This is a genomic window from Thermithiobacillus plumbiphilus (genome assembly GCF_038070005.1).
Classification (GTDB): Bacteria; Pseudomonadota; Gammaproteobacteria; order Acidithiobacillales; family Thermithiobacillaceae; genus JBBPCO01.
Genome location: NZ_JBBPCO010000010.1, coordinates 36,474 through 59,973 on the forward strand (window position 1 = coordinate 36,474; position 23,500 = coordinate 59,973).

Consider the following 23,500-nt stretch of genomic DNA (forward strand, 5'->3'; position numbering starts at 1 on the left):
CGCCTTGCCAGTGCGCTCCGGCCCGGCGGCAGCCCGAGGCTTCACCCTGCTGGAGGTGCTGGTCGCCCTGGCCATTCTGGCGGTGGCCCTGGCGGCCGCCCTGCGGGCGACTGGCCTGGCCGCGGGCCAGACCGAGGCGCTGCGTGACCGCCTGGGCGCCACCTGGGTGGCCCAGAACCGGATGGCCTTGCACCTGGCCCTGCATGACTGGCCCTCCCCGGGCGAGTTCGAGGGCGATGCCGAGCAGGCCGGCATGCGCTATGTCTGGCAGGAGGTGGTCAGCAACACGCCGAACCCGGTCTTCCGCCGCGTTGTCGTGCGGGTCTATGCCGCCCAGGCGCCGGAGCAGGTGCTTGCGACCCTGATGGGTTATCTGGTGCGTGAGCCCGAAGATCCCGGCGCCCCGCCACAACAGGACGACCAGCAGCCCGATACCGAAGCGTCGCCAGGGACGGAGGCGAACAGCCCGGATGCGATACCCTCCGGATCCGAGGCGGATGCTGGAGGCCCAAGCCCTGAAGAGCTGCAGGCCCAGGAGCTTCGGGCCCAGGAACCCCGTGGATACTGAGTTCGCGGCCCGGCGCCCGACTGCCGGATTCACCTTGCTGGAAGTGCTGGTGGCGATCATGATCTTTGCCATCATGTCGGTGGTCGCCTACCGCGGGCTGGACCAGGTTCTGCTGGCCCGGGAACGGCTCACGGCCATCACCACGCAATGGCGTGAACTGGGCTTGCTGCTGGGTCAGATGGGCCGGAATTTTGCCACGGCGACGAGCTACGTACCGGCCAGGGAGGATGGCCAGCCCGAGCCGGTGTTCCTAGCCCAGGTGCAGCCGACGGATACCGAGGAAACGCTGCTGAGCATGCATGTCATGGGTGATCCGGCCAATCCCGCACCGGCCAGTGCCCTGCACCGGGTCGCCTACCGCTTGCGGGAAGGGCGGGTGGAGTTCCTGCTCTGGCCGGCCGCCAATCCCGGTCAGGCGCAGCCGGAGCCGCGGGTGCTCACCCTGGCGGAAAATGTGGAGGAATTTCGGTTGCGATATCTGGGACCGGACGGCAACTGGCGCGATGACTGGCCTGGCGACCAGAATACGACCCCTTTGCCCTGGGGCGTGGAAGTACAGGTCCGCCTGCGCGGCATGGCTCCCGTCACCCGGATCTTCTCGCTGCAATGAACGGACAGGGCTCAGTACGCGAGCAGGGCGTGGCGGTCATCACCGCCATCCTCATCATGGCCATGGCCGCCAGCGTAGCGAGTTTCCTGGCTTGGCAGCAAGGCATCTGGACCCGTCAGGTACAGAATATGCGGGATCAGGCACAGGCGGAAACGCTTGCCGCGGCTGGCGTGGAATGGGCACGCGGCATTCTGGCCGAGGATGCCAAGGAGGGCGATACCGATCATCCCGGCGAGGCCTGGGCCCAGACCCTGGCCGGCCTCGAGGTTGAAAACGGGCAGCTCGGTGGTTATATCCGCGATGCGCAGGCACGCTACAATCTCAACAACCTCAAGGGCAGTGGTCCGATACAGGAGAGAAACCTGGCTATTTTCAAGCGGCTTTTACAGAATCTGAAGCTCAACCCGGAAATAGGCGACCGGATCAGCGCCTGGCTGAATCCGGTAACGGCAAGCGGTGGCACGGCTGCGGCCCCGGTGGCGCCGACGCAGTCGGGCGCGACTTCGGGACGGCTGCTGTATTCAGCCAATAATCTCTATGCCGTGGAGGGCATCGCGCGGGATGACCTCGACCGGCTCTATCCCTACGTCATCGCCCTGCCAGCCACCTCTCCGACCCAGATCAATGTGAATACCGCGCCGCCCGAGCTGCTTTCCGCCGTACTGGAGCTGCCCCTGACCCAGGCACAGGCCCTGGTAAGGGCGCGCGAACGGGCGCCCTTCAAGGGCATCGAGGATTTCCGGGCTCGCCTGCCCGCCTCGGTGGCGGGCGTGGATGAAAGCCTGTTCAATGTCGCCAGCCAGTATTTTCTCGTCAACAGTCAGGCCATGGTGGGCCGGGTAACGATGCGCTATCGTGCCCTGCTCAACCGCCAGGGTGCTGCCTGGCCCAAGGTGATCTGGCGCGTACCGGGAGGTGCCTGATGTCTCACAGGATCATACAGGTCGGCCCCGACTGGCCGGAAACGCCGGAGCTGCGCTGGATACAGGTGGCGGACGGCGGTGCCGTGCAGGATGAGAGGGGTGAACGGCCGCCGGCAAGCTGGCAGGGACGCAGCAGTGCAACCCAGCTCTGGCTGCCGGCGGCGCGGGTGTTGCTCGGCACGGTGCGGCTGCCGACCCGCTCTGCGTCGAAAGTGCGAGACATTCTGCCCTTTGCGGTGGAGGATCAGCTGGCGGTCGATCCCGAACAGGTGCATGTCGCGCTGGGGCCTGAACTGCCAAATGGCGAAAGCGTGGTGGCCGTGGTGGATCGCGCCTGGCTACGCGAGCTGCTGGATCGCCTGGCAGGCTTTGGTATCCAGCCGCGCACTGCCGTGCCCGACGTGCTGGTCCTCCCGAATCTGGACCCACAGCGCTGGACGGTACTCTGGGATGGCCGAGAGGGCAGCCTGCGCCAGGCCGAGGCACTGGGCCAGCCGCTGGACGTGGGCACTGTCGACCGTCCGCCCCTGGGCCTGGTCCACGCCATCGAGGAGGCACGCACTTCAGGTGCTGCCCCGCTCGGGCTGGACATCCGGGCCACCGGCAAGCCCCTGCCGGACATCGCCAGCTGGTCCAGGGTCCTGGGACTGCCGGTGGTGCTGCATCAGGGTGACCCCTTCCTGGAGGCCGCGCGCAAGACTGGCCCCGCGCCCCTGAATCTGCTCCAGGGCAGTCTCATGCCCGCGCGGGGCAATGCGGGATGGTGGCCTGCCCTGCGCCCGGCGCTCATCATTCTCGGAATCATGCTGCTGGTGCAGGTGCTCGGAACCATCGGGCAGTGGTGGATGCTCAAGCGCGAGGCGAACCAGCTGCGTGCAGAAATGGCCAGCACCTTCCGCCAGACCTTTCCCAATGCGGCGCTGGTGGATCCGCCCCTGCAGATGCAGCGGCAGCTTGCCGATTTGCGTCAGCGGGCGGGCATGGCCGAGGCGGGTGACTTCCTCGTGCTCCTGAGCCGTGTCGCGCCGGTGCTGGCGGGCAGCAATGAGGTCGAAGTGCGTGCCCTGCGCTATGGCAATGATGTGCTGGAAGCCGATGTCCGCGCCCCCGGACCCGGCCAGACTGGTGCCCTCGTGAGTGCCCTGGGTGCCAATGGCGTGCGGGTTCAGGCGGGTCCGGAGCAGGCCGGGGATGGTGGGGTGAGTACCCGCCTGCAGATTCAGGAGGCTGGCGGATCATGAATATTGCAACCCTTGAGCAACTCTGGCGTGAGCGCAATCCGCGGGAACGCTGGCTGATCGGCCTGGGTTTGCCCCTGCTGCTGCTGGCCCTGCTCTACGCCTATCTGTGGCTGCCCGTACAAAAGGAACGGGCGCGCCTGCAGCGCACCCTGCCCGAACTGCGGGCCGCTGCGGCACAGTTGCGCCAGCAGGCCCAGGAAGTCCAGACACTGAGACAGCATGTGCCCGCCAGTGATGCCGCGACAAACCCCGCCGATCCGGTGACGGTCATGCGCCAGGCCGCAACCGAAGCGGGCCTGCCGGCCCCGCAGATCCAGCCAGACAATACCGGACGGCTACGGGTGCGCTTCGAGCAGGTGACCTTCAATCCGCTGATCCAGTGGATCGACATCCTGCAGCGCCAGCATGGCCTTAAGGTGGAGACGCTGGAGATGGGCGCTGCAAATGGGCCGGGCAGGGTTAATGCCCAGATCGCCTTTGCCGGAGGCGGTACATGAGCGCCATGTCGCAACGCAGCGCCAGCTTCTGGCGCACAGGCTCACTCTGGGTCTGGCTGCTGGCGGGTCTCATCCTGTATCTGCTGGCCCTGATCATCATGGCGCCAGCCAGCCTGGTACCCTGGTATCTGGCCCGGCAGGGTCCGCAACAGCCCATCATCCTGGAGGATGTGCAGGGCACGCTCTGGCAGGGCTCGGCCGCCCGGGCCTTCTGGCGTGGCCCGACTGGCCCCCTGGAGCCGCTCGGGCAGACGCAGTGGCGCGTGCATGTCCTGCCTTTGCTGGTCGGCAAGGTGAAAGTCAGCCTGCGCGTCAATGGTCCGGCCGGGCAGATGCGCATGGATCTGCAACCGCAGGGGCAGGCTTATCAGCTCACGGACGTGACTGGCAAGATTCCGATGACCTATCTGGCCTCGCGCCTGGGCCAGTTCAGCGCGCTCGACCCGAAAGGCACCCTGGTGCTTGATCTGCCCGAGCTGCAGTTCGGTCCCCAGGGGCTGCAAGGCCGGGGGCGGGTGGACTGGCAACTGGCCGGTTTTGGTCTGAGCCCCGTCAATCCGCTGGGCAATTACCGGCTGAACCTGCAGGAACGCCAGTTGCGCCTGGAGACCTTGAGTGGTCCCTTGCGGCTGAATGCCCGTGGCGAGATCGAGAGCGGCAGCCCGCGTCTGAGGCTCGATGGCACGGCCCAGGCCACTGGCCCACAGGCCGCGCAAATCCAGCCGGTGCTGTCCTTCCTCGGCCCGGACCAGGGCAATGGCGTACACGCCTTCAATTTCAATTTCAGCATGTGAAAAGCGCCAGCCAAGAGGCGCAGGAAGGGAGGGGATTCATGGCCTACCGCGATCTGCGGGACTTCATCCGCGATCTGGAGGGGCGAGGCTTGTTGAAGCGGGTCAAAACCGCCGTCTCGCCGCATCTTGAAATGACCGAAATCTGCGACCGCACCCTGCGTGCCGGCGGCCCGGCCATCCTGTTTGAAAACCCCACCGGCTTTGACATGCCGGTACTCGGCAATCTCTTTGGCACCACCGAGCGGGTGGCGCTGGGCATGGGGCGCCAGGACATCTCGGAGTTGCGCGATGTCGGGCGCCTGCTGGCCTACCTCAAGGAACCCGAGCCGCCGCGCGGCTTTCGTGACCTCTGGGACAAGATGCCGATCTTGAAGCAGGTGCTCAACATGGCGCCGAGCGTGGTCAAAAGGCCCGTCTGTCAGCAGAACGTGCTGCGCGGCGATGAAGTCGATCTCGCCCGAATCCCGGTCCAGCACTGCTGGCCCGAGGACGCCGGTCCATTGATGACCTGGGGCCTGACCGTCACCAAGGGGCCGCACAAACCGCGCGCCAACATGGGCATCTATCGCCAGCAGGTGATCGGCAGCAACCGCGTCATCATGCGCTGGCTGGCGCATCGGGGTGGGGCGCTCGATTATCGCGAGTTCCAGAAGGCCAATCCCGGCCAGCCCTTTCCGGTGGCGGTGGCCTATGGCGCCGATCCGGCCACCATCCTCGCGGCTGTCACGCCGGTGCCGGATACCCTGGCCGAGCACCAGTTTGCAGGCCTGTTGCGTGGTGCCAAAACCGAGCTCGCCGACTGCCTCACCGTGCCATTGCAGGTGCCAGCCAGCGCCGAGATCGTGCTGGAAGGGCATATCCATCCCGATGATATGGCCCCCGAGGGGCCGTTTGGCGATCACACCGGCTACTACAACGAGGTGGAAAGCTTTCCGGTCTTCACCATCGAGTGCATCACCCACCGCGACAATCCCATCTATCACAGCACCTACACCGGCCGGCCACCGGACGAGCCCGCCATTTTAGGGGTGGCGCTCAACGAGGTCTTCGTGCCGCTGCTGCAAAAGCAGTTCCCGGAGATCGTGGATTTCTATCTGCCGCCCGAGGGTTGCTCCTATCGCGTGGCGGTAGTCAGCATGAAGAAGGCCTATCCCGGGCATGCCAAGCGCGTCATGTTCGGGGTCTGGAGCTATCTGCGCCAGTTCATGTACACCAAGTTCGTGATCGTGGTGGATGACGACATTGATTGCCGCAAGTGGGAGGACGTGGTCTGGGCCATGACCACACGCATGGATCCGGTGCGCGATACCCTGCTGGTGGAAAATACCCCCATCGACTATCTCGACTTCGCCTCGCCCATATCAGGACTCGGCGGCAAGATCGGTCTGGATGCCACCAATAAACTGCCCGGCGAGACCAGCCGCGAGTGGGGCCGTCCCATCGTCATGGATGGCCAGGTGCGGGCGCGGGTGGATGAGATCTGGGCAGAGCTTGGTTTGTAAGGCCAGCCCTGTAGGCGCTTTATAAGACTATAAAGATACCTATATGTCCTTGATTTTCATTGCTTTTTCTTTCTGGCCTCATTGCATAAGTAATCGATTAAATTATAATGGGCCCCTGGGATACGCAGGCAAGAGCTGCAAGCGCGGGATCCCGATGCCAAGCCAAACCATTGATTATCAAGGCAAGAGGTGTCCAAATGACCGAAAAGCAGATTGACCTGAAAGACCTCAAGGAAATGATCGCCGCAGGCGATGGCAAGACCTTGTTTCTGGATGTCCGCAGCGCCGAGGAGTGCTACACGGCATTCGTCCCTGGCTTCGTCAACATTCCCACGGCGGAACTGGGCAAGAACGAGCAGGCCCTGGCCCGCTTTGATCGCTTCGTGGTGCTGTGTGCCTCCGGCATGCGCGCCAAGCAGGCGGCGAGCAATCTGGAGCAGCTGTTCCCGGGCAAGGACGTCGTGGTCCTCAAGGGCGGCCTCAACCTTGTCGCGCAAGGCGCCGAGAAGGACCTGCACCGGGCCGGGCGCATCCTGCCGGTGCAGCAGCAGATGCAGATCGGGGCCGGCAGCATGATCATCCTGGCCACCTTGGCAGGCACCCTGCTGCATCCCGCGGCCTATCTGCTGGCCGGTGGCATCGGCTTTGGCTTGCTGTATGCCGGCTGGACAGGCCGCTGCAGCGTGTCGCGCATGCTGGCACACATGCCCTGGAACAAGAATCTGCCTGCACGGGCCAGCAGCTTCGTGCGCCAGAACATGGCGCTGTCCTGATCAAGTCTCAGATGCCGCCCAGGCGGCCGGGGAGTGCATATGTTCTATTTTCGTCAGCTTTTTGACCCCACCAGCTCCACCCTGACCTACCTGATCGCTGATCCGTTCAAACTGGAAGCGGTGGTCATCGACCCAGTGCGCGAAATGGTCGAGCCGATTCTGGAGACCCTGCATGCCATGCATCCGCAGATGCGCCTGCGCTATATCCTGGAGACCCATATCCATGCGGATCATGTCACCGGCGCGGATCTCCTGAAACAGCGCACCGGGGCCCAGGCCGTGGTCAGTCGCCGGGGCGGCGCGCACTGCGCCGAGAACCAGGTGGATGATGGTGATCTGATCCTGTTTGGTTCCGAGCACATCCGCGTGCTCGCCACGCCCGGACATACGGAAGGTTGCGTGTCCTATCTTTGGCGTGACCGGGTGTTCACCGGCGACACATTGCTCATCGGCGGTTGCGGTCGCACCGATTTCCAGGGAGGTGATGCCGGCAAGCTCTACGACAGCATCACCGGCAAGATCTTCAGCCTGCCCTGTGAGACCCTGATCTATCCGGGTCATGACTACAATGGCCGCCGGGTCAGCAGCGTGGATCAGGAGCGTACCAGCAATCCGCGCCTGGCCGGCAAGACCCGCGATGAATTCATGGCTATCATGGATGCCCTGAACCTGCCGCGCCCCAAACTCATCGATGAAGCCGTGCCCGCGAATCTCCTGTGTGGCCGGTCCGGCCTCGCCGCCTGAGCCAACGCCCGCTCTAACTGGAAACGCCGCGATCTTCGCGGCGTTTTTTTGTGCCCGAATCCGACCTTGCGCCAGGCCTCAGGCGGGGTGGTGCTGGGAAGGCAAGGGGGGAATGCTGTCCCAGGCTGCGACCACCTGGTTGCGGCCTTGATGTTTGGCCTGATAGAGCGCCTGGTCCGCCGCCTCGTACAGGGCATCGCTGCCATCCTGCTGCGGCCAGCCGGTCACTCCGATACTGATGGTAGCGTGGAAGCTGTCGTCACTGGCCTGATGGCGAATGTGTGAGAACTGCTCGCGGATATCGTTCAGCACGCGGAAGCTATCGGCCAGATCCGCCCAGAGAATCACCGCGAATTCCTCGCCGCCATATCGACCAATGATGTCGGTCTTGCGCAGGCGCTGCTGCAATAAGCGGGCGAGGCTCTTGATGACGCGGTCGCCCACCGGATGCCCATATTGATCATTGACGGCCTTGAAAAAGTCGATATCGATCATGGCCAGACAGAATGGCTGCTGCTGCCGGCGCGCCCGGGCTACCTCGATGTCGAGCTGATCGGTGAAATGGGTGTGGTTCAGCAGCCCGGTGAGGCTGTCGCGGCTCATCAGGGCGCGCATGCCCCGTGCCCGATCGGCGCGGCTCGCCAGAGAGGCAGCCAGGCGGTCGGGATCGACCGGTTTGGTGATGAAATCATCCCCACCCAGGCGCATGGCATTCATTTGCTTGCCAAGGTTCCGCTCGGCGGACAGGAACACGATGGGAATGCCGGCATAGGTGGCCTGCTGGCGGATCACGGCGGCCAGTTCGAAGCCATTGCAGGCCCCGAGATAGAGGTCCATCAGGATAATGTCGGGCAGGAAATCCGTAAGTTCATCGAGTACCCGCAGGGGGGTGTCGAGACAACGTGGTTGCATGCCGGCCTGGCGTAGCAACAGGGCATAGTAGTCGGCCAGTGTGCTGCTGTCCTCGACGATCAGTACCCGGTAGGGCGCGCGTCCCGCCCGCGTCACGAGGCCGTCAATGGCATCAATCAGGGCCGTGGTGTCCAGAGGGCGCTGAAAAAAGGCGCTTCCGCCGAGGCGGACCGCCCGCAGCCGGGTGGCGAGATCTCCCTGCTGCGACAGGAACACCAGCGACATGTCCGGCTGGTCCGCTTGTGCAGATAGGGAGACGCCTGCATCCAGCAGATCGAGATCGATCAAGGCAAGGCCGCGTTCATCCGCTCTGAGCGCCTGCAGAGCCTGCCAGTTGGCAAGCGGCTCGATAGCATACCCAAAATAGGCCAGTTGCTGCCGCAGCTCCTGCATCTCCGGTGATGCTTGAGCCAACAGGTGGATGCGGGCCAGGGTGTCGCTGGCCGGGCTGGGGCTCTTGCCGGGAGGCAGCACTTCCATGGTGGTGGATGTCGCTTCGCTCTGATGCTCCAGAACGCCCAATAGCCGCCCGAGCCTTTCGACGGCGTTGCCGTCGGCTGACGAGGGTGAGGCGGTCAATTGCTGGATTGCCTGCTCCAGTTCACCGGCTGCCGTACTCAGCGCATGAAAGCCAAATGCACCGCCGGAACCATGCAGGCGATGCGCCAGGTGGTGCAATGCCTGCAAACCGTCACTGTCGGGCTCGGTAGCTGCCCTGGCCAGCGCAGCAGTCATCTGCTTCAGCTGTTCAGGCAACTGCTGCAGGAATCGGGCGCGCAGTATGGCAAGCTGGGCCTGGAAATCATCTTTCTGGTCTGTCAAGGCATGGTTTTTCCTGGCGGTTGCGGGAGAAGCTCTTGAAACAGGTACGGGCTGGCCATGGCGTGTCGCTCTGGGCATGTATGGCTATGTTTGCGCTGCCTGCCAGATCGCCCGGATCTGGTTGGAGATCTGCATGGGGTCAAAAGGCTTGGCCAGCACATCCAGGGCACCAAGGGACTTGTAGTGCAGGATCTCGGCTGGCTGCACCTTGGCGGTCATGAAGATGATCGGCACGCCGGTCAGCTCCGGCAACTCGCGCAATGCTTTCAAAGTGCTCGGGCCATCCATGTCCGGCATCATCACATCCAGCAGGATCAGGTCCGGCGCGAAGCCTGGCCCCTTTTCCAGCGCCTCGCGCCCGAGACTGCAGGTTGCCACGGTAAAGCCGCCCAGCGCCTCCAGCGCCAGCCGGGCTACGGCCTGGATATCCGGTTCATCCTCGATGTACAGAATCCGTTGCAGGGTTGTCTGACTCATGCAGTCTTCTCCGGAATTTCAGCAAGCATCGGTATTGCCTGGCGGTGCAACAGTTTGCGAATGCTGTCCAGCAGCAACTCATGCGAGGTGCGGCTCTTGATCAATAGTCCCGCGACCTGCTCACTGAGCTCGCGTGACAGTTCCTGCGAGGAGAACACCAGCACCGGCGTGAGCGGCTGGTATTGGCGCAGTTCCGCCAGCAGGTGAGAGCCGGGGTCGTCCGGCAGGCCCAGGTCGAGGATCACCAGATGATAACGCCGGGCGGCCATGGCCTGTCGCGCCTTGGCGGCGTCCCCGGCTGCAACGATTTCGGCATCATTGCCCAGCATGATGGCAATCAGCTGCCGGATGTCAGGATCATCCTCGACATGGAGAATACAGGGTTTTTCGGATGCACTGTACTTCAGAGCCTGATGCAGGCCATCCAGGAGCCTCTTTTGGTCGATGGGTTTGCTCAGCCAGTCGACGATGGCAAAGGCATCACCATTGAGTTCCTGCCTGCCTGCGGCGGCCTTCGCCGAAACGACCACGATCGGCAGGTGCCGCGTACTGGCCTGGGCACGTAGTTCCCGCAGGAAACTGATGCCATCCTGGTCAGGCAGCATGATGTCCAGGGTCATCGCCATGTATTTGCCTGTCGCAAGCTGTTGTTTCGCCTGGCTGGCCGAGAATGCCAGGTCGCAGGCAAAACCACCCTCGCGCAGCATCAGCGACAGCAGATGCGCTACATCCGGGTCATCCTCGCAGATCAGGATGCGCCCCAATTCCGGTCCGGCCCGCTCATGCAAGTGGTCCAGGCAGGGCAATTCGAGGTGGAAGCAGGCCCCGCCCTCGGGATGGTTGATGAAGCCGATCCTGCCCTGCATGGCTTGCGCCAGCGCCCTGCTGATGCTCAGGCCAAGGCCCGTGCCGCCCTTGCTGCGCGTGTCGGAGGCATCGGCCTGGGCAAATTTCTGGAAGATGCGCTCATGGAAGTTCTCGGGCACCCCAGGGCCTTGATCGCAAACCGTGATCCGTACCTGTCCCGCAACGGTTAGCTCGGTATGGACGCTGACCTGGCCGCCCTTGGGCGAGAACTTGGCTGCATTGGACAGGAGATTGGCCAGGATCTGCATCAAGCGGTCTGGATCGACGCGCACCTTGGTGTCCAGGAAGGATTCCTGCAGGACCAGCGTACAGTCAAAGGCACTGGCATAGCCGGCATTTTCCGTGACGGCCTGACGCAGGAGCGGCGCCAGCGGCAGCACCTGTGGTTGCAGTTCGAGCTTGCCCGACTCGATTTTCTCGATATCGAGAATGTCATTGATCAGATTGCTGAGTCGCTCACTGTTGCTGAGCGCGATCTTCACGAGCTGTTTGCTCTGCGCGGGGAGTTCGCCGGCCACCCCGCCGCTGAGCAAGCCCAGAGAACCGCGAATGGAGGTCAGAGGGGTGCGAAGTTCATGGCTCACCGTGGAAACGAATTCATTTTTCATGCGCTCCACCGCCTTGCGCTCGCTGATGTCGCGCATGATGCTGGTGAAATGCATCCCATCCGACGATTGCCAGTAGGTCAGCGACAGTTCCAGCGGAAACTCCTCTCCGGACTTGCGCAAACCCTCCAGTTCCACCTGCGTGCCCATGATGCGTCCCGGAGCACCAGCGGCGAATCGCTGCATATGGCCTTCGTGCTGCTCCTGGTAACGGGCGGGCATGAGCCGTGTGACGGACTGGCCGCGCATCTCTTCCGGGTCCTGACCGAACATCCGTCCGGCAGCAGCATTCATGTAGGTTATCCTGCCGTTGCTGTCGGCGGTCACGATGCCCTCGCGCGCGCTTTCCACCACGCTGCGGTAACGTTCCTCGCTTTGACGCAGTCGTTCATTGCTCTCGCTGGCCTGGCCCTCGGAGTGGACGATGGCTCTGAGCAGTGGCAGGGTCAGGCGACGCAGCAATAGGATGCCGCCCAGTACGATCGCCAGCAGCAGTGGTATGAGTAGCTGCATCTGCCGGCTGACGGGTGCATAGAGCTCAGCCTTGTCGATCTTGAGCACCATACCAAGCCCGCTGCTGCCAATGGGCGCGAAGGCGTCGATGACTTCATGGCGGCGGTAGTCCAGGGCCTGGATGACCGCCGCCCGTCCCTGAAATGCCTGAGTCATGGGTAGCTGCGTGCCACTGATGACATAGGGAGTGAGGGCGCCCTGCGGGCGGAAGCGGTGCGGCATGCACCGCATGTTTTGCGTATCAATCCGCCCCGCGATCAGACGTGGACCGCAGATGACCATTTCCCCGGTCCTGCCCAGCCCGAGATTGCTGGCAAACAGGCGGTTGATGGCGGGCAGCGGCATATCCATTGATACATGTCCCACGGAGCGCGCGCCATCGCGCAAGGGCAGGCGGAGGCGATAACGCCAGCCGTCCTGCCAGATCACCCACCGGCTTGCGGGCCCGCCAGGGGAATCGCGACTTCCTGTCCAGCTTCCCTGCTTTTACCCGCGCTTGCCAGCACTCGCCCCTGAGCATTCTCGAAGGCGAGGCTGCCAAAACCCGAGGGCAGGAAACTTTTTGCCGCCTGTTGCAGTTGCGCCCGTGCCGACCCATCACCCTGGGATGTAGAATCGATCAAGCGGGCCAGCACGGGCCGGCTGGCAATGATCGTAGCTGCCTGATGGGCCTGCTCCAGGGAATTTTCCACTACCTGTATGCGGCCCTGCAGGGACAGGGCCAGGGAGTTCTCCAGAGTCTGGCGGAAATGGCTGTCAAAGATCTTGAACACACCCAGACCGCTCAGCAGGGCAACCGCTGCCAATACCAGACCACCAATCAGGTTGATGCGCTGCTCCTCGGCTGGTTTGACCTGACTGGCGAAGCAGCCTCGTTGCAGGCAGGCAATATAGATGGCAGTGCTCGACAGCATGAATCCCAGCGCGGCCATGGCCGGCATCTGGCTATGCCGAAGGCTGTAAAGAAACTGCACATCAAGCAGGCGCCCGATCAGGGCAAAGCTGCCCAAGGCAAATACCGTGAAAAGCAGCATCTGCATCAGGATCTCGCCGCCCCGGGAATGGGTCCGGTCAAAACGCAGCAGCGCCAACCCACACAGGAGAAAAAGCAGTGCGGAATTCCAGGCCATTCGCCAGGGAGATTTTGGTAAGGCTTCCGTGCTGCTGGCAAGCAACTCGCTGAATCCCATGGCAAGCGTCAGCGCTACGGATAACATGATGGTAATGCTCAGCAGGGCACGCGCTTCACGCGCTCTGGGCTCGCCCTCTACAGGCAGGCGCAAGGCCAGGATTACCAGCACGAAATTGATTGCGCTGACCGGCGACACCTGCAATATCCCGGCCCAGGGTTGCCAGCCGAGCATCTGGCTGGCGTGAGCGGCGAGCACGGCAAGGGACAGCAGGGAAAGCAAGAGCAGGGATAACCGATAAAGTCTTGGCAAGTGTCAGTTCCGGGAAGCAGGAGAACTTCTATTGATAGTCGATCCTGGCAGGGATGCCAGTTGTGCAGTAGTCCCGGTCATCATCCGTGAGCAGTCAACGTCCGGTAGAGACCGGGCACTGTAGTGATAGAACCCGCTTCAGCAATCCTCTGCCAGTTCGGTGCCGCAATTCCAGCAGGAAGCAAAATTCCCAGGCACCATCTCGCCACACTTTTGGCAGCGGCGCTCGCATTGATTGCCAGCCTGCAGTTCCGCCTGGTATTCACCCAGTACCCGCAGCGCCAGATCCCAGTCATTATCCTCCAGGATCCAGACCTCGGGATAGATTTCCGTCACCGGCAGCGCGCCGGCCGCACTATGGGCATGGGCGTTGAAGACTTCAGCCCGCAGATGCGCCGCCTCCAGCCGATCGCGCAGGATCTGTGCCTCGAAGAGATTTGCCGCCTGATAGATCTTTCGCATATGCCCTCCCTGGCACATGAAAAAGGCGGTGTGCATGCACACACCGCCTTGCCTTCAGCGTGAGATCCCGTTCAGGCCGGGACCTTTTCCTTGTAGTCAAAGGCGATCCTGTCGTCTTTCAGATCCACCACCACCTCGCCGCCCTTGCTGAGTCTTCCAAACAGCAGTTCCTCGGCCATGGGCCGCTTGAGCTGTTCCTGGATCAGCCGCGCCATGGGCCGCGCGCCCATCTGGGCATCGTAGCCGTGCTCGGCCAGCCAGCGCCGGGCCGCCGGCGTGACAGTGATGACCACGCCCTTGTCCTGCAACTGCTCTTCCAGTTCCATCACGAACTTGTCCACCACATGGGCGACGACCTCGGACGAGAGCGGCGCGAAGGGGATCACCGCATCCAGCCGGTTGCGGAACTCCGGCGTGAAGGTGCGCTTGATCGCCTCGACATCATCCCCGCTACGGGTCGCGCCATGCCCGGTGAAGCCCATCACCGGCTTGGAGAGCTCGGAAGCGCCGGCGTTGGTGGTCATGATCAATACCACATTGCGGAAGTCGGCCTGCCGGCCGTTGTTGTCGGTCAGCTTACCGTGGTCCATCACCTGCAGCAGGATGTTGAAGACATCCGGATGCGCCTTCTCGATCTCGTCGAGCAGCAGCACCGCATGCGGGTGCTTGACCACGGCCTCGGTCAGCAGCCCGGCCTGATCAAAGCCGACATATCCCGGCGGGGCGCCGATCAGGCGCGACACCGTGTGCCGCTCCATGTACTCGCTCATGTCGAAGCGGATCAGTTCCACCCCAAGCGTCTGCGCCAACTGGCGGGTCAGTTCGGTCTTGCCGACCCCGGTCGGACCCGAGAACAGGAAGGAGCCGATCGGCTTTTCCGGATGCCCAAGACCCGCGCGCGACAGCTTGATGGCCGAAGCGAGCTGTTCGATGGCGGCATCCTGACCGAAGATGGTCAGCTTGAGGTCCCGCTCCAGATTGCGCAGTGACTCCTTGTCGGAGCTCGACACGCTCTTGGGCGGGATGCGCGCAATCTTGGCGACGATATCCTCGATATCCCGGGTGCCGATCACCTGCTTGCGCCTGGACTTCGGCGCCAGGGTCATGGCGGCGCCCACCTCGTCGATGACGTCGATGGCCTTGTCCGGCAGGAAGCGGTCATGGATGTGGCGCACCGAGAGCTCCACCGCCGAGCGCAGTGCTTCCTGGGTATAACGCACCCCATGATGCTGTTCGAAGCTGGATTTCAGCCCACGCAGGATCTTCACCGATTCCTCCACCGAGGGCTCGTGCACGTCGATCTTCTGGAAGCGCCGCGACAGGGCCCGGTCCTTCTCGAAGTACTGGCGGTATTCCTGATAGGTGGTCGCGCCAATGCACTTGAGTTCACCCGAGGCCAGCGCGGGCTTGAGCAGGTTCGAGGCGTCCATTGCGCCGCCGGAGGCCGCGCCGGCACCGATGATGGTATGGATCTCATCGATGAACAGCACCGCCTTGGGTTGCTTCTTGAGTGCCTTCAAAACCGCCTTGAGCCGTTCCTCGAAGTCGCCACGATAGCGCGAGCCGGCAATCAGGGCGCCCATGTCCAGTGAATAGACCGTGGCCCCATGCAACTGCTCGGGTACCTCGCCGGCCACGATGCGCCGCGCCAGACCCTCGACGATGGCGGTCTTGCCGACACCGGGCTCGCCGACATAGATCGGGTTGTTCTTGCGCCGGCGCACCAGGATCTGGATGGTGCGGGTGAGCTCATGCTCGCGTCCGATCAAGGGGTCGAGCTTGCCGGCCCGGGCCCGGGCCGTCAGATTCACCGTGAAGTTGACCAGCGGATCCTTGGAGTCCTCGGTTTCAGCATGCTCGGTGGCAGTTTCCTCGGGCTCCGCGGCCTTCTTGCGGATGCCATGCGAGAGAAAATTCACCACATCCAGCCGGGTGACCTCGGCCTTCTGCAGGAAATACACCGCATGGGATTCGCGCTCCGAAAAGAGCGCCACCAGGATATTGGCCCCGGTGACCTCATCCTTGCCCGAGGACTGCACATGATAGAGCGCACGCTGCAGGACCCGCTGGAAACCGATGCTGGGCTGGGTCTTGACCGTGTTCTCCGGACCAATGGGCCGGATGCTTTCATTGAGAAACTGGGCGATGTCATGACGCAAAGCGCTAAGGTCCGCCCCACAGGCTTCCAGCACCTCGGATGCGTGCGGATTGTCCAGAAGGGCGAGCAGAAGGTGCTCCACGCTGGCAAATTCATGGCCGCGGCTACGGGCGGCCTGGAGCGCCTGATTGAATGTCTGTTCGAGCGCCTTGTCAATCATCGGAATTTACTCCTTTTCCATGATGCACTGCAGCGGGTGCTCATTCCGGCGGGCGGCCTCGGTTACCTGGGCGACCTTGGACTCGGCAATGTCATAGGGATAGACCCCGCAGATTCCCTGGCCACGCTGATGAACGTGCAGCATGATCCGGGTAGCCTCCATCCGTGACTTCTGGAAGAACTCTTCCAGAATATAGACCACGAAGTCCATGGGCGTGTAGTCGTCATTTAGGAGGACAACCTTGTACATGCTGGGCTTTTTGAGCTCAGGCTTGTGTTCCAGAACTGTGCTGTGTCTTGGGCCGCGTGTGCTCATGGATTGTTCAAGAGATTATTTCATCTGCAAGCGCAAGGCTTACGGATCTTAGATTGGGATTGTGGGCGAAAATTCCAATAGCGGCCAAGGACCTCAGGACAGGACGGTACTTGTCCGGGCTGACCGAAACTGATCAGAAAGATCATTTGACCGCAGGCGCGTGGGTCAAGCAGGACCCGTAAATGATGTTACGCCTGCGGCAACGGGAAATCCACTGCCGAAAGGTGGGGGTTCAGCCGTTGGCGACCTGGGCGCCAGGCATCTGCTCGTCCTGCAGGTCCGCCACGGCACAGCTTTCCAGGACCTTGAGATTATTGTCCCGGATGAAATCCATGATCTGCTTGAAAGCCTTGGGGTTGACCTCCCTGAGCTGGGGATCGATGCGGATGGCGGCATTGCCCTCGATCAGGAGGGGTTCCACATAGGGCGAGTAATGGATCCGGTGGTCAGCGCCGACCCAGCACACCGATTCCGACAGACGTTCCGCCCAGTCGCTGGGGCGAAACTTCTTGCCGGCGTTAGTGACGCCGTTGACGAGGATCTTGCAATTTCTTTCAATCATCGAAGTGTTTGACCTCAAATAAACCTACCGCGCACTGAGATCCATGAGGGCCATTTTGGTTCCCGGAAGGCGCGGGGTTTTCGGGAATGGCCCTGAAATCAGCTGCTGACTGTGGTCGCTCGAGGCCCTGCTGGAACAGGATTAGCGCTTTGCCTCGATTTTAGCCTGTGCCCGGCGCGCTTCCACATACTTTTGGATCTCCTGCTGCTGCAGCTCGCCGCGCAGACGCTCCTTGACCGCATCGAAACTGGGCGGGTTGATCTTGCGGGTTTCTTCCAGCTGGATGATGTGATTGCCAAACTCGGTCTTCACCGGGCCGACCAGCGCGCCCTTTTTGGCACCCATTACCGCGTCTGCGAAGGGTTTTACCATCATGCCGGGCACGAACCAGCCGAGTTCGCCGCCCTTCTGGGCGCTACCCTTGTCGATGGACTTGGACTTGGCCAGCTTGGCGAAATCACCACCATTGCGCAGTTGTGTCATGATACTGTTCGCTTCGGCATCGGAACGCACCAGGATGTGCCGGGCACGGTATTCCTGGCTACCGAGTGACTTGATGAATTCCTGGTAGGCGCTCTTTAATTCGGCATCCGTCACCGGATGCTTTGACAGATAGTCTTCGATCGCGGCATTGGCAAGTACCTGCCGGTTGGCCAGGGCCAGGCGGGCCTGTACCTGCGGGTTCTTGTCTAGATTCTTGCTGCGCGCATCCTGGGCCAGCAGTTCCTGTGCCACCAGGCTGTCCACCACCTGCTCGGCGGCTTGCGGTGAGCGCGCCAGGGCCGGATTGCTGCCCATGACGGCCTGCACTTGGTTCTGGTCGATGGTGGTCCCGTTCACCACGGCGGAAGGGGCGGCCTGCAAGGGCAGGCTGAACGTGGCGAAAGTGGCCAGGGCAAGGATGGAACGCTTTTTCATGGCGAAACCTTATGTCGAGAGTTGGCGGATATTATCCATAAACGCGCGGGATGTAAAAGCCACGCATGTCAATAACATGTAAAGGATTGTCGGCGATGCGGTTGACCGGGGGGCCTCCTGCTCTGAGCCGCAGCTCAGGCTGGACGCATCAGCGAGCGCTCGACGCTGTCGCGCCGTTGCGGACCTTCCAGGAGGTCCACGAGGGTGAGGGCGAAGTCCATGGCCGTGCCAGGGCCCCGCGAGGTGATGATGCTGCCATCCACAACCACGCTGTCCTCACGGTATTCCAGGTCGGTGCGCGTGGCATCGATGGCCCCGGGAAAGCTGGTCGCGCGCTTGCCTGTCAGCAAGCCGACATCGGCGAGGATTCCTGGTGCCGCGCAGATCGCCGCCACGAACTCGCCCTGGTCCTGGCGCTGCAGGAGCAGCTTGCGGATGCGTGGATCGGCCTGCAGGTTGCGCGTGCCGGGCTGGCCGCCGGGCAGGACGAGCAAGTCGAATTTCTGTGCCAGCACTTCGTCGAGCTGGCTATCCGGCAGCACGCGCGTACCCCGCGCGCCCGTTACCGGCCCGGCCTGCAGGCCGGCGGTGACCATCTCGATCCCGGCACGTCGCAGGATGTCGATGATGGTCACGGCTTCGAGATCCTCGAAGCCCTCGGCCAAGGGTAGCAGTACGCGTGTCATCCCGGCGCCCTTACTGGCCCGCAGCCCTGGGCAGCAGCAGCATGGACAGGGACTCCGGTGCCTTGGCGGGCTTGCCCTTGTCGCTGACATAGGTCGCCGTGCCCTTGAGCATGTTGAGGGCCTGGCGCAGCTGGAAGTCCTTGACCAGGTCCGGTTTGCTGTTGCTGGCCTGCGGCAGTTCGGGCTCCTTGGCCTTGGCCTCGGGCGACGGCAGTTCCGAAGGCAGCGGCTGGATCATCAGGCGTGATTTCTCCTTGATCGGGCCATCCACCTGCATGACATCCTTATCCTCACTGTCGGTGACCAGATGCTGGCTCAGGTCCGCCTCGCGCAGCAGGTCCGCGGCGCTCTCCTGGTTCGCTGCTTCCTCCAGGGTGGGGATCTCCACGTCGGGCACGATGCCCCGGGCCTGGATCGAGCGGCCCTTGGGGGTGTAGTAGAGGGCGGTGGTCAGCTTCAGGGCCGCGCCATTGGCCATGGGCAGCACCGACTGCACCGATCCCTTGCCGAAGGTCTGCATGCCCGCAATCACGGCGCGCGTATCGTCCTGCAGGGCCCCGGCAACGATTTCGGAAGCGGATGCCGAACCCTCATTGACCAGCACCACGATGGGGGTGCCCTTGAGCAGGGCCGAGGGGCTGGCCTTGAACTGCATGTCGCTGTCGGCCACGCGGCCCTTGGTGTAAACGATCAGGCCCTTGTCGAGGAAGAGATCGGCCACCTCGACCGCGCCATTGAGCACGCCGCCGGGATTGTTGCGCAGATCGAGCACCAGGCCTTCGAGCTTGCCACCATTCTTTTTGACCAGGTCCTGCACGGCAATCCGTACGTCATGGCCGGTCTGCTGCTGGAACTGGGTGATGCGGACATAGCCGTAGCCGGGCGCAAGGCTGCTGCTCTTGACGCTCTGAACCCGGATCTGGTCGCGCACCATGTTGAAGGTCAGCGGCTTGGCCTGGCCCTCGCGCAACACCGTCAGGCTGATCTTGGATCCCGGTTCTCCGCGCATCTTGTCCACGGCCTGTTGCAGGGTCAGGCCCTTCACCATGGTATTGTCGATCTTGATGATGAGGTCTCCGGCATGCAGGCCGGCGCGGGCCGCGGGCGTATCATCGATGGGGGCAACCACCTTGACGAAGCCGCGCTCGGCGGTCACCTCGATGCCCAGACCGCCGAACTTGCCGTCGGTGACGATCTGGATTTCCTTGAACATGTCGGGCGTGAGATAGCCGGAGTGGGGATCGAGGCTCTCGACCATGCCGTTGATGGCCCCCTCCATCAGCTTCTTGTCCCCGACCGGCTTGACGTAATCGGTCTTGATCTTGCCAAAGATCTCACTGAAAGTGCGGATATCCTCCAGCGGAATCCCGGTATCCTGGCTCGACTTGTCGGCCTGTACCCCGATGGCCATGGACAGGCCGGTACCGATGACGATGCCGAGCGCGACGCTGGAAAGGGTTTTCGCGCGGGGAAAGCGGATGGACATAATGATTCTCCGATGTAGATTAAGTGCCGGAAAGCGGGGTCAAGGCTGTCTCGCATCATGCTAGCGTGACCGCAGATAGCTCTGAGGATTGACAGGCCGGCCGTTTTTCCGCAATTCAAAATATAGTCCTGATTCTTCCTGATCAGGATCTTGTCCGACAGAGGCAATCTGTTCACCTGCCGCTACGCGCTGACCGGTCTCCCGGAGCATACCCCGAATATGGCTGTAAAGGGAGAGCAGGCCATTGTCATGATCCAGGATCATGATCTGGCCATACCCCCGGAGCGAGCCGGCATAGACTACCCTTCCAGGTGCTATGGCGCGTACCGGGCTTCCGGCGGAGCTGCCGAACACCACGCCCTGCCAGCGCATCCCACCATTCATGCGCGGTGAACCAAAGCGGACCAGAATTGGACCACCAACAGGTGGGGAAAGTTGCGCCAGGGCAACAGCGGTCTTGGCCGGGCGCCGGCTTTCACTTCGCGCCTGCGTGCTGGTCTGGTGCTTTTTCGCGGCCTCGGCACGCAGCCGGGCCTGTTCCTGGGCCTTGATCCGGGCGCGGCGGGTAGCCTCGATTTTCGCCCGCTTGGCGGCCTGGGCAGCCAGCCGCTTGAGCAGGTGGTCCAGGTTTCTGGCATCCTTTTGCAAGCGGGTCAGGCGCTTTTCCTGTCCGGCAAGGGTCTTCTGCACTTCCAGGGCCAATTTCTGGCGCGCCTGCCGACCTTCCTCGAGCGCTGTCTGCTGGGTGGCGATCTGCCTCGTGTTCTCCTGCAGGCTGGCCTGGGCCCGGGCCAGTTCGGTGGATTTGCTGGCCACGGCCTGGGACGTGTTCCGGATGCTGTCGATCTGGTCCAGGCGCGCCTGGTTCAGGCGCCGGAAATACTCCATGCCGCGACTGGGCTCGGCCGGGTTTTTCTGGTTCAGCCAGAGCTGCAACAGGCTCTGTGGGCCCTGCATGTAGGCGGCACGCAGCTGCTTGCTCAGCAGCTTGCGCTGTTGGGCGAGCGACTGCGCCAGGTCGCGGCTCTGGCCCTGGAGTTGCTGCAGGCCCTGCTGCAGGACTGCCTGTCTGGTCTGCAATTGTTGCAGCTTTTCGCCCTGAGTCCGGATCTCCTGATCGAGCCGGCGCAGGTCCGCCTCGATTTCAGCCTTGCTGCGCCGGGTTTTCTTTACCGTCTGGCGCAGGTCGCCGATTTCCTTGTGCAGCTTCTTGAGCTTGTGCTGCTGGGTCTCTTGGGCGGTGCGGGCCTGCGCCTGTGGCGGCAGCCCGGTGATCAGGCCTGCGAAACCGATCAGGCACACCAGGACAAGGCGCTGCCATTTTTTCAAGGGCGGATCAGCCGTCGTTCAGCTGCACCAGGGAGCGTCCGCTCATCTCCGGCGGGATGGCTAGCCCACGCAGGTAGAGCATGGTCGGGCTGACGTCTTCGAGCGCACCGCCGGCCGCTACCTTGCCGGGCCGCCCGATGTAAACAAAGGGCACCAGGTTGCAGGTATGCGCCGTATGCGCCTGGCCCGTGGCAGGATCCGCCATCTGTTCGGCGTTGCCGTGATCGGCGGTGATCAGCACTTCGCCGCCCACGGCGCGGGCGGCCTCGACCACGCGGCCAAGACACTGGTCCAGGGTCTCGATGGCCTTCACCGCCGCCGGGAAGTTGCCGGTGTGGCCGACCATGTCGGGGTTGGCATAGTTGCAGATGATGAAGTCATATTGGCCACTGTGAATGCGCGCCACCAGTTCATCCGTGAGCTCGGGCGCGCTCATCTCGGGCTTTTCGTCGTAGGTCGCCACCTTGGGCGAGGGAATGAGCACGCGATCCTCGCCGGGAAAGGGCTGTTCCTCGCCGCCGTTGAAAAAGAAGGTGACATGGGCGTATTTCTCGGTTTCGGCAATGCGCAACTGGCGCAGACCGAGCTTCGAGACATATTCACCAAAGCCATTGTGCAGTCTGGTCGAGGGAAAGGCGACCGGGATATCGTATGCCTCATTGTATTCGGTCAGGGAGACGAAGGCGGCCAGTTGGGGCCAGACCTTGCGCTCGAAACCCTTGAACTCGCGGTTGATGAAGGCCTCGGTCAGTTCGCGGGCGCGGTCGGCACGGTAGTTCATGAAGATGACCGTATCGCCACCCTCGACGCAGGCCGCCGCACCGCCGTTCGGGCGGATGCTGGTCGGCTGCACGAATTCATCGCTCTCTTCGCGTGCGTAGGCGGCTTCCAGCGCCGCTTCTGGGCTGGCGGCAACCTGTCCTTTGCCCTGGGTGAGCAGGTCATAGGCAGCCTGCACGCGGTCCCAGCGCCTGTCTCGATCCAGGGCATAGAAGCGTCCGATCAGGGATGCGGTCTGGCCGGCGCCCAGCACGCCGAGCTTGTATTCGAGCATGTCGATGTAGCGTTTGGCGCTCTTGGGCGGGGTATCGCGGCCGTCGAGGAAGGCGTGCACATAGACGTGTTGCGCGCCCCGGCGCACTGCCATTTCCAGCATGGCGAGGATGTGCTCGATATGGCTATGCACGCCGCCGTCCGAAAGCAGACCGATGATATGCACGGCCTTGCCCTGCCGGCTCGCGGCATCCACGGCTTGGGTCAGCGCCGGATTCTCGTGGAAGCTGCCATCCTCGATCGAGCGATTGATGCGGGTGTATTCCTGATAGACGATGCGGCCGGCCCCAAGGTTGAGGTGGCCAACCTCGCTGTTGCCCATTTGGGCCGAGGGCAGACCGACGGCAGTGGCGGAGGCCTGGATCAGGGTATGCGGGCAACTTGCCCAGAGGCTGTCCCAGACGGGCTTGCGGGCGGCGAGAATGGCGTTGTCGTCACCATCCTCCCGGTATCCCCAGCCGTCCAGAATGAGAAGAACCACAGGGCGCGGCACAATAGACATGTCATCTCCGGTAAATCACTCAGGCAAGCGGCCTGGAAAGATTCGAAAAGTGCAATAATGCAGGATCTGCCCACCCTGAGGGTAGGGGCAAGGCTGAAACTTGGCATTCTGGACTTTCCAGCCGACTGGCGAAACATTAAAATTCATATATTCTTATCTACCGGAAAAGTATCAATTTCGACCGGGCTGGATTTCAACGTGAACGGAGTTCCCATGGAAGAGCTGTTGCAACGAGAGGAAGACATAGAACTGGCATCGCGGTCACTCAAGGCGATGGCCCATCCCCTGCGGCTGAAAGTTCTCTGCATTTTAGGGGGTGATGAGCTGAGCGTGCAAGAGATCGTGGATGCGGTCGGCACCTCGCAAAGCAATATTTCCCAGCATCTGGCCATTCTGCGCGACAAGTCCATCCTTAAGTCCCGTAAGGATGCCAATAAAGTTTACTATAGTATCAATGATCCTCGCACGCTTCGGCTGATTTCGATGATGCAACAGGTGTTCTGTTCCTGCGAGAAATAATGTTGTCCTGAGTCATGCCCCCCATGGGGCATGCAGCGATTTGCGCCGGTCCCGATATTT

Annotated in this window: 23 protein-coding genes; 10 read left to right on the forward strand and 13 right to left on the reverse strand. The window is 62.5% G+C overall.

Going from position 1 to position 23,500, the window contains the following annotated elements; genetic code table 11:
- Positions 1-10: 10 nt before the first annotated feature.
- From gspI to WOB96_RS10515, 9 genes are all read left to right on the forward strand, one after another.
- Positions 11-568 carry a type II secretion system minor pseudopilin GspI gene (gspI, locus tag WOB96_RS10475; RefSeq protein WP_341371349.1) on the forward strand — a complete coding sequence of 186 codons (558 nt, stop codon included), beginning with the start codon at positions 11-13 and terminating at the stop codon, positions 566-568.
- Positions 558-1,178 carry a type II secretion system minor pseudopilin GspJ gene (gene gspJ / locus WOB96_RS10480; protein WP_341371242.1) on the forward strand — a complete coding sequence of 207 codons (621 nt, stop codon included), beginning with the start codon at positions 558-560 and terminating at the stop codon, positions 1,176-1,178. Before gspI ends, gspJ begins: the two co-directional genes overlap by 11 nt.
- Entirely contained in the window at positions 1,175-2,101 is a 927-nt protein-coding gene (gene gspK, locus WOB96_RS10485; protein ID WP_341371243.1) for a type II secretion system minor pseudopilin GspK, read from the forward strand. Before gspJ ends, gspK begins: the two co-directional genes overlap by 4 nt.
- Entirely contained in the window at positions 2,101-3,342 is a 1,242-nt protein-coding gene (gspL, locus tag WOB96_RS10490) for a type II secretion system protein GspL (protein ID WP_341371244.1), read from the forward strand. Before gspK ends, gspL begins: the two co-directional genes overlap by 1 nt.
- Positions 3,339-3,839, forward strand: a complete 501-nt coding sequence (gspM, locus tag WOB96_RS10495) for a type II secretion system protein GspM (RefSeq protein WP_341371245.1) — start codon at positions 3,339-3,341, stop codon at positions 3,837-3,839. The genes gspL and gspM overlap by 4 nt, the downstream gene beginning before the upstream one ends.
- On the forward strand, positions 3,836-4,633 hold the full coding sequence (locus WOB96_RS10500) for a type II secretion system protein N (RefSeq protein ID WP_341371246.1): 798 nt from the start codon (positions 3,836-3,838) through the stop codon (positions 4,631-4,633). Before gspM ends, WOB96_RS10500 begins: the two co-directional genes overlap by 4 nt.
- Positions 4,634-4,671: 38 nt before the next feature.
- Entirely contained in the window at positions 4,672-6,135 is a 1,464-nt protein-coding gene (ubiD, locus tag WOB96_RS10505; protein ID WP_341371247.1) for a 4-hydroxy-3-polyprenylbenzoate decarboxylase, read from the forward strand.
- A gap of 197 nt (positions 6,136-6,332) precedes the next feature.
- Positions 6,333-6,908, forward strand: a complete 576-nt coding sequence (locus WOB96_RS10510) for a rhodanese-like domain-containing protein (RefSeq protein ID WP_341371248.1) — start codon at positions 6,333-6,335, stop codon at positions 6,906-6,908.
- 39 nt (positions 6,909-6,947) lie between these two features.
- Positions 6,948-7,652 carry an MBL fold metallo-hydrolase gene (locus tag WOB96_RS10515; RefSeq protein WP_341371249.1) on the forward strand — a complete coding sequence of 235 codons (705 nt, stop codon included), beginning with the start codon at positions 6,948-6,950 and terminating at the stop codon, positions 7,650-7,652.
- 78 nt (positions 7,653-7,730) lie between these two features.
- Here WOB96_RS10515 and WOB96_RS10520 read toward each other — a convergent pair whose 3' ends face one another.
- From WOB96_RS10520 to gpmI, 13 genes are all read right to left on the reverse strand, one after another.
- Positions 7,731-9,386, reverse strand: coding sequence for a diguanylate cyclase (locus tag WOB96_RS10520; protein ID WP_341371250.1), 1,656 nt, complete (start codon positions 9,384-9,386; stop codon positions 7,731-7,733).
- 84 nt (positions 9,387-9,470) lie between these two features.
- A complete protein-coding gene (locus WOB96_RS10525) occupies positions 9,471-9,863 on the reverse strand; it encodes a response regulator (protein WP_341371251.1) in 393 nt (130 codons plus the stop codon).
- Positions 9,860-12,199: a response regulator gene (locus tag WOB96_RS10530; protein ID WP_341371252.1), complete on the reverse strand. Its 2,340-nt coding sequence runs from the start codon at positions 12,197-12,199 to the stop codon at positions 9,860-9,862. The genes WOB96_RS10525 and WOB96_RS10530 overlap by 4 nt, the downstream gene beginning before the upstream one ends.
- Positions 12,200-12,273: 74 nt before the next feature.
- The gene (locus tag WOB96_RS10535) at positions 12,274-13,290 is read right to left on the reverse strand and encodes a hypothetical protein (protein WP_341371253.1); all 1,017 of its coding nucleotides are present in this window, start codon (positions 13,288-13,290) and stop codon (positions 12,274-12,276) included.
- Between the two features lie 138 nt (positions 13,291-13,428).
- Positions 13,429-13,752, reverse strand: a complete 324-nt coding sequence (locus WOB96_RS10540) for a putative signal transducing protein (RefSeq protein WP_341371254.1) — start codon at positions 13,750-13,752, stop codon at positions 13,429-13,431.
- Positions 13,753-13,823: 71 nt separating this feature from the next.
- Positions 13,824-16,070 carry an ATP-dependent Clp protease ATP-binding subunit ClpA gene (gene clpA, locus WOB96_RS10545; protein ID WP_341371255.1) on the reverse strand — a complete coding sequence of 749 codons (2,247 nt, stop codon included), beginning with the start codon at positions 16,068-16,070 and terminating at the stop codon, positions 13,824-13,826.
- 6 nt (positions 16,071-16,076) lie between these two features.
- Complete coding sequence (gene clpS / locus WOB96_RS10550) at positions 16,077-16,385, reverse strand: ATP-dependent Clp protease adapter ClpS (RefSeq protein WP_341371256.1); 309 nt, start codon at positions 16,383-16,385, stop codon at positions 16,077-16,079.
- 232 nt (positions 16,386-16,617) lie between these two features.
- Positions 16,618-16,947 carry a DUF3579 domain-containing protein gene (locus WOB96_RS10555; protein WP_341371257.1) on the reverse strand — a complete coding sequence of 110 codons (330 nt, stop codon included), beginning with the start codon at positions 16,945-16,947 and terminating at the stop codon, positions 16,618-16,620.
- 141 nt (positions 16,948-17,088) lie between these two features.
- Complete coding sequence (locus WOB96_RS10560; RefSeq protein WP_341371258.1) at positions 17,089-17,865, reverse strand: peptidylprolyl isomerase; 777 nt, start codon at positions 17,863-17,865, stop codon at positions 17,089-17,091.
- Between the two features lie 134 nt (positions 17,866-17,999).
- The gene (locus tag WOB96_RS10565; protein ID WP_341371259.1) at positions 18,000-18,551 is read right to left on the reverse strand and encodes a DJ-1 family glyoxalase III; all 552 of its coding nucleotides are present in this window, start codon (positions 18,549-18,551) and stop codon (positions 18,000-18,002) included.
- A 10-nt stretch (positions 18,552-18,561) separates the two neighbouring features.
- Entirely contained in the window at positions 18,562-20,037 is a 1,476-nt protein-coding gene (locus WOB96_RS10570; RefSeq protein WP_341371260.1) for a S41 family peptidase, read from the reverse strand.
- Between the two features lie 60 nt (positions 20,038-20,097).
- A complete protein-coding gene (locus WOB96_RS10575) occupies positions 20,098-21,366 on the reverse strand; it encodes a murein hydrolase activator EnvC family protein (RefSeq protein WP_341371261.1) in 1,269 nt (422 codons plus the stop codon).
- Between the two features lie 7 nt (positions 21,367-21,373).
- Complete coding sequence (gene gpmI / locus WOB96_RS10580) at positions 21,374-22,921, reverse strand: 2,3-bisphosphoglycerate-independent phosphoglycerate mutase (protein WP_341371262.1); 1,548 nt, start codon at positions 22,919-22,921, stop codon at positions 21,374-21,376.
- Between the two features lie 57 nt (positions 22,922-22,978).
- Between gpmI and WOB96_RS10585 the strand changes: the two genes are divergently transcribed.
- Positions 22,979-23,440, forward strand: a complete 462-nt coding sequence (locus tag WOB96_RS10585; RefSeq protein WP_341371263.1) for an ArsR/SmtB family transcription factor — start codon at positions 22,979-22,981, stop codon at positions 23,438-23,440.
- Positions 23,441-23,500 lie beyond the last annotated feature (60 nt).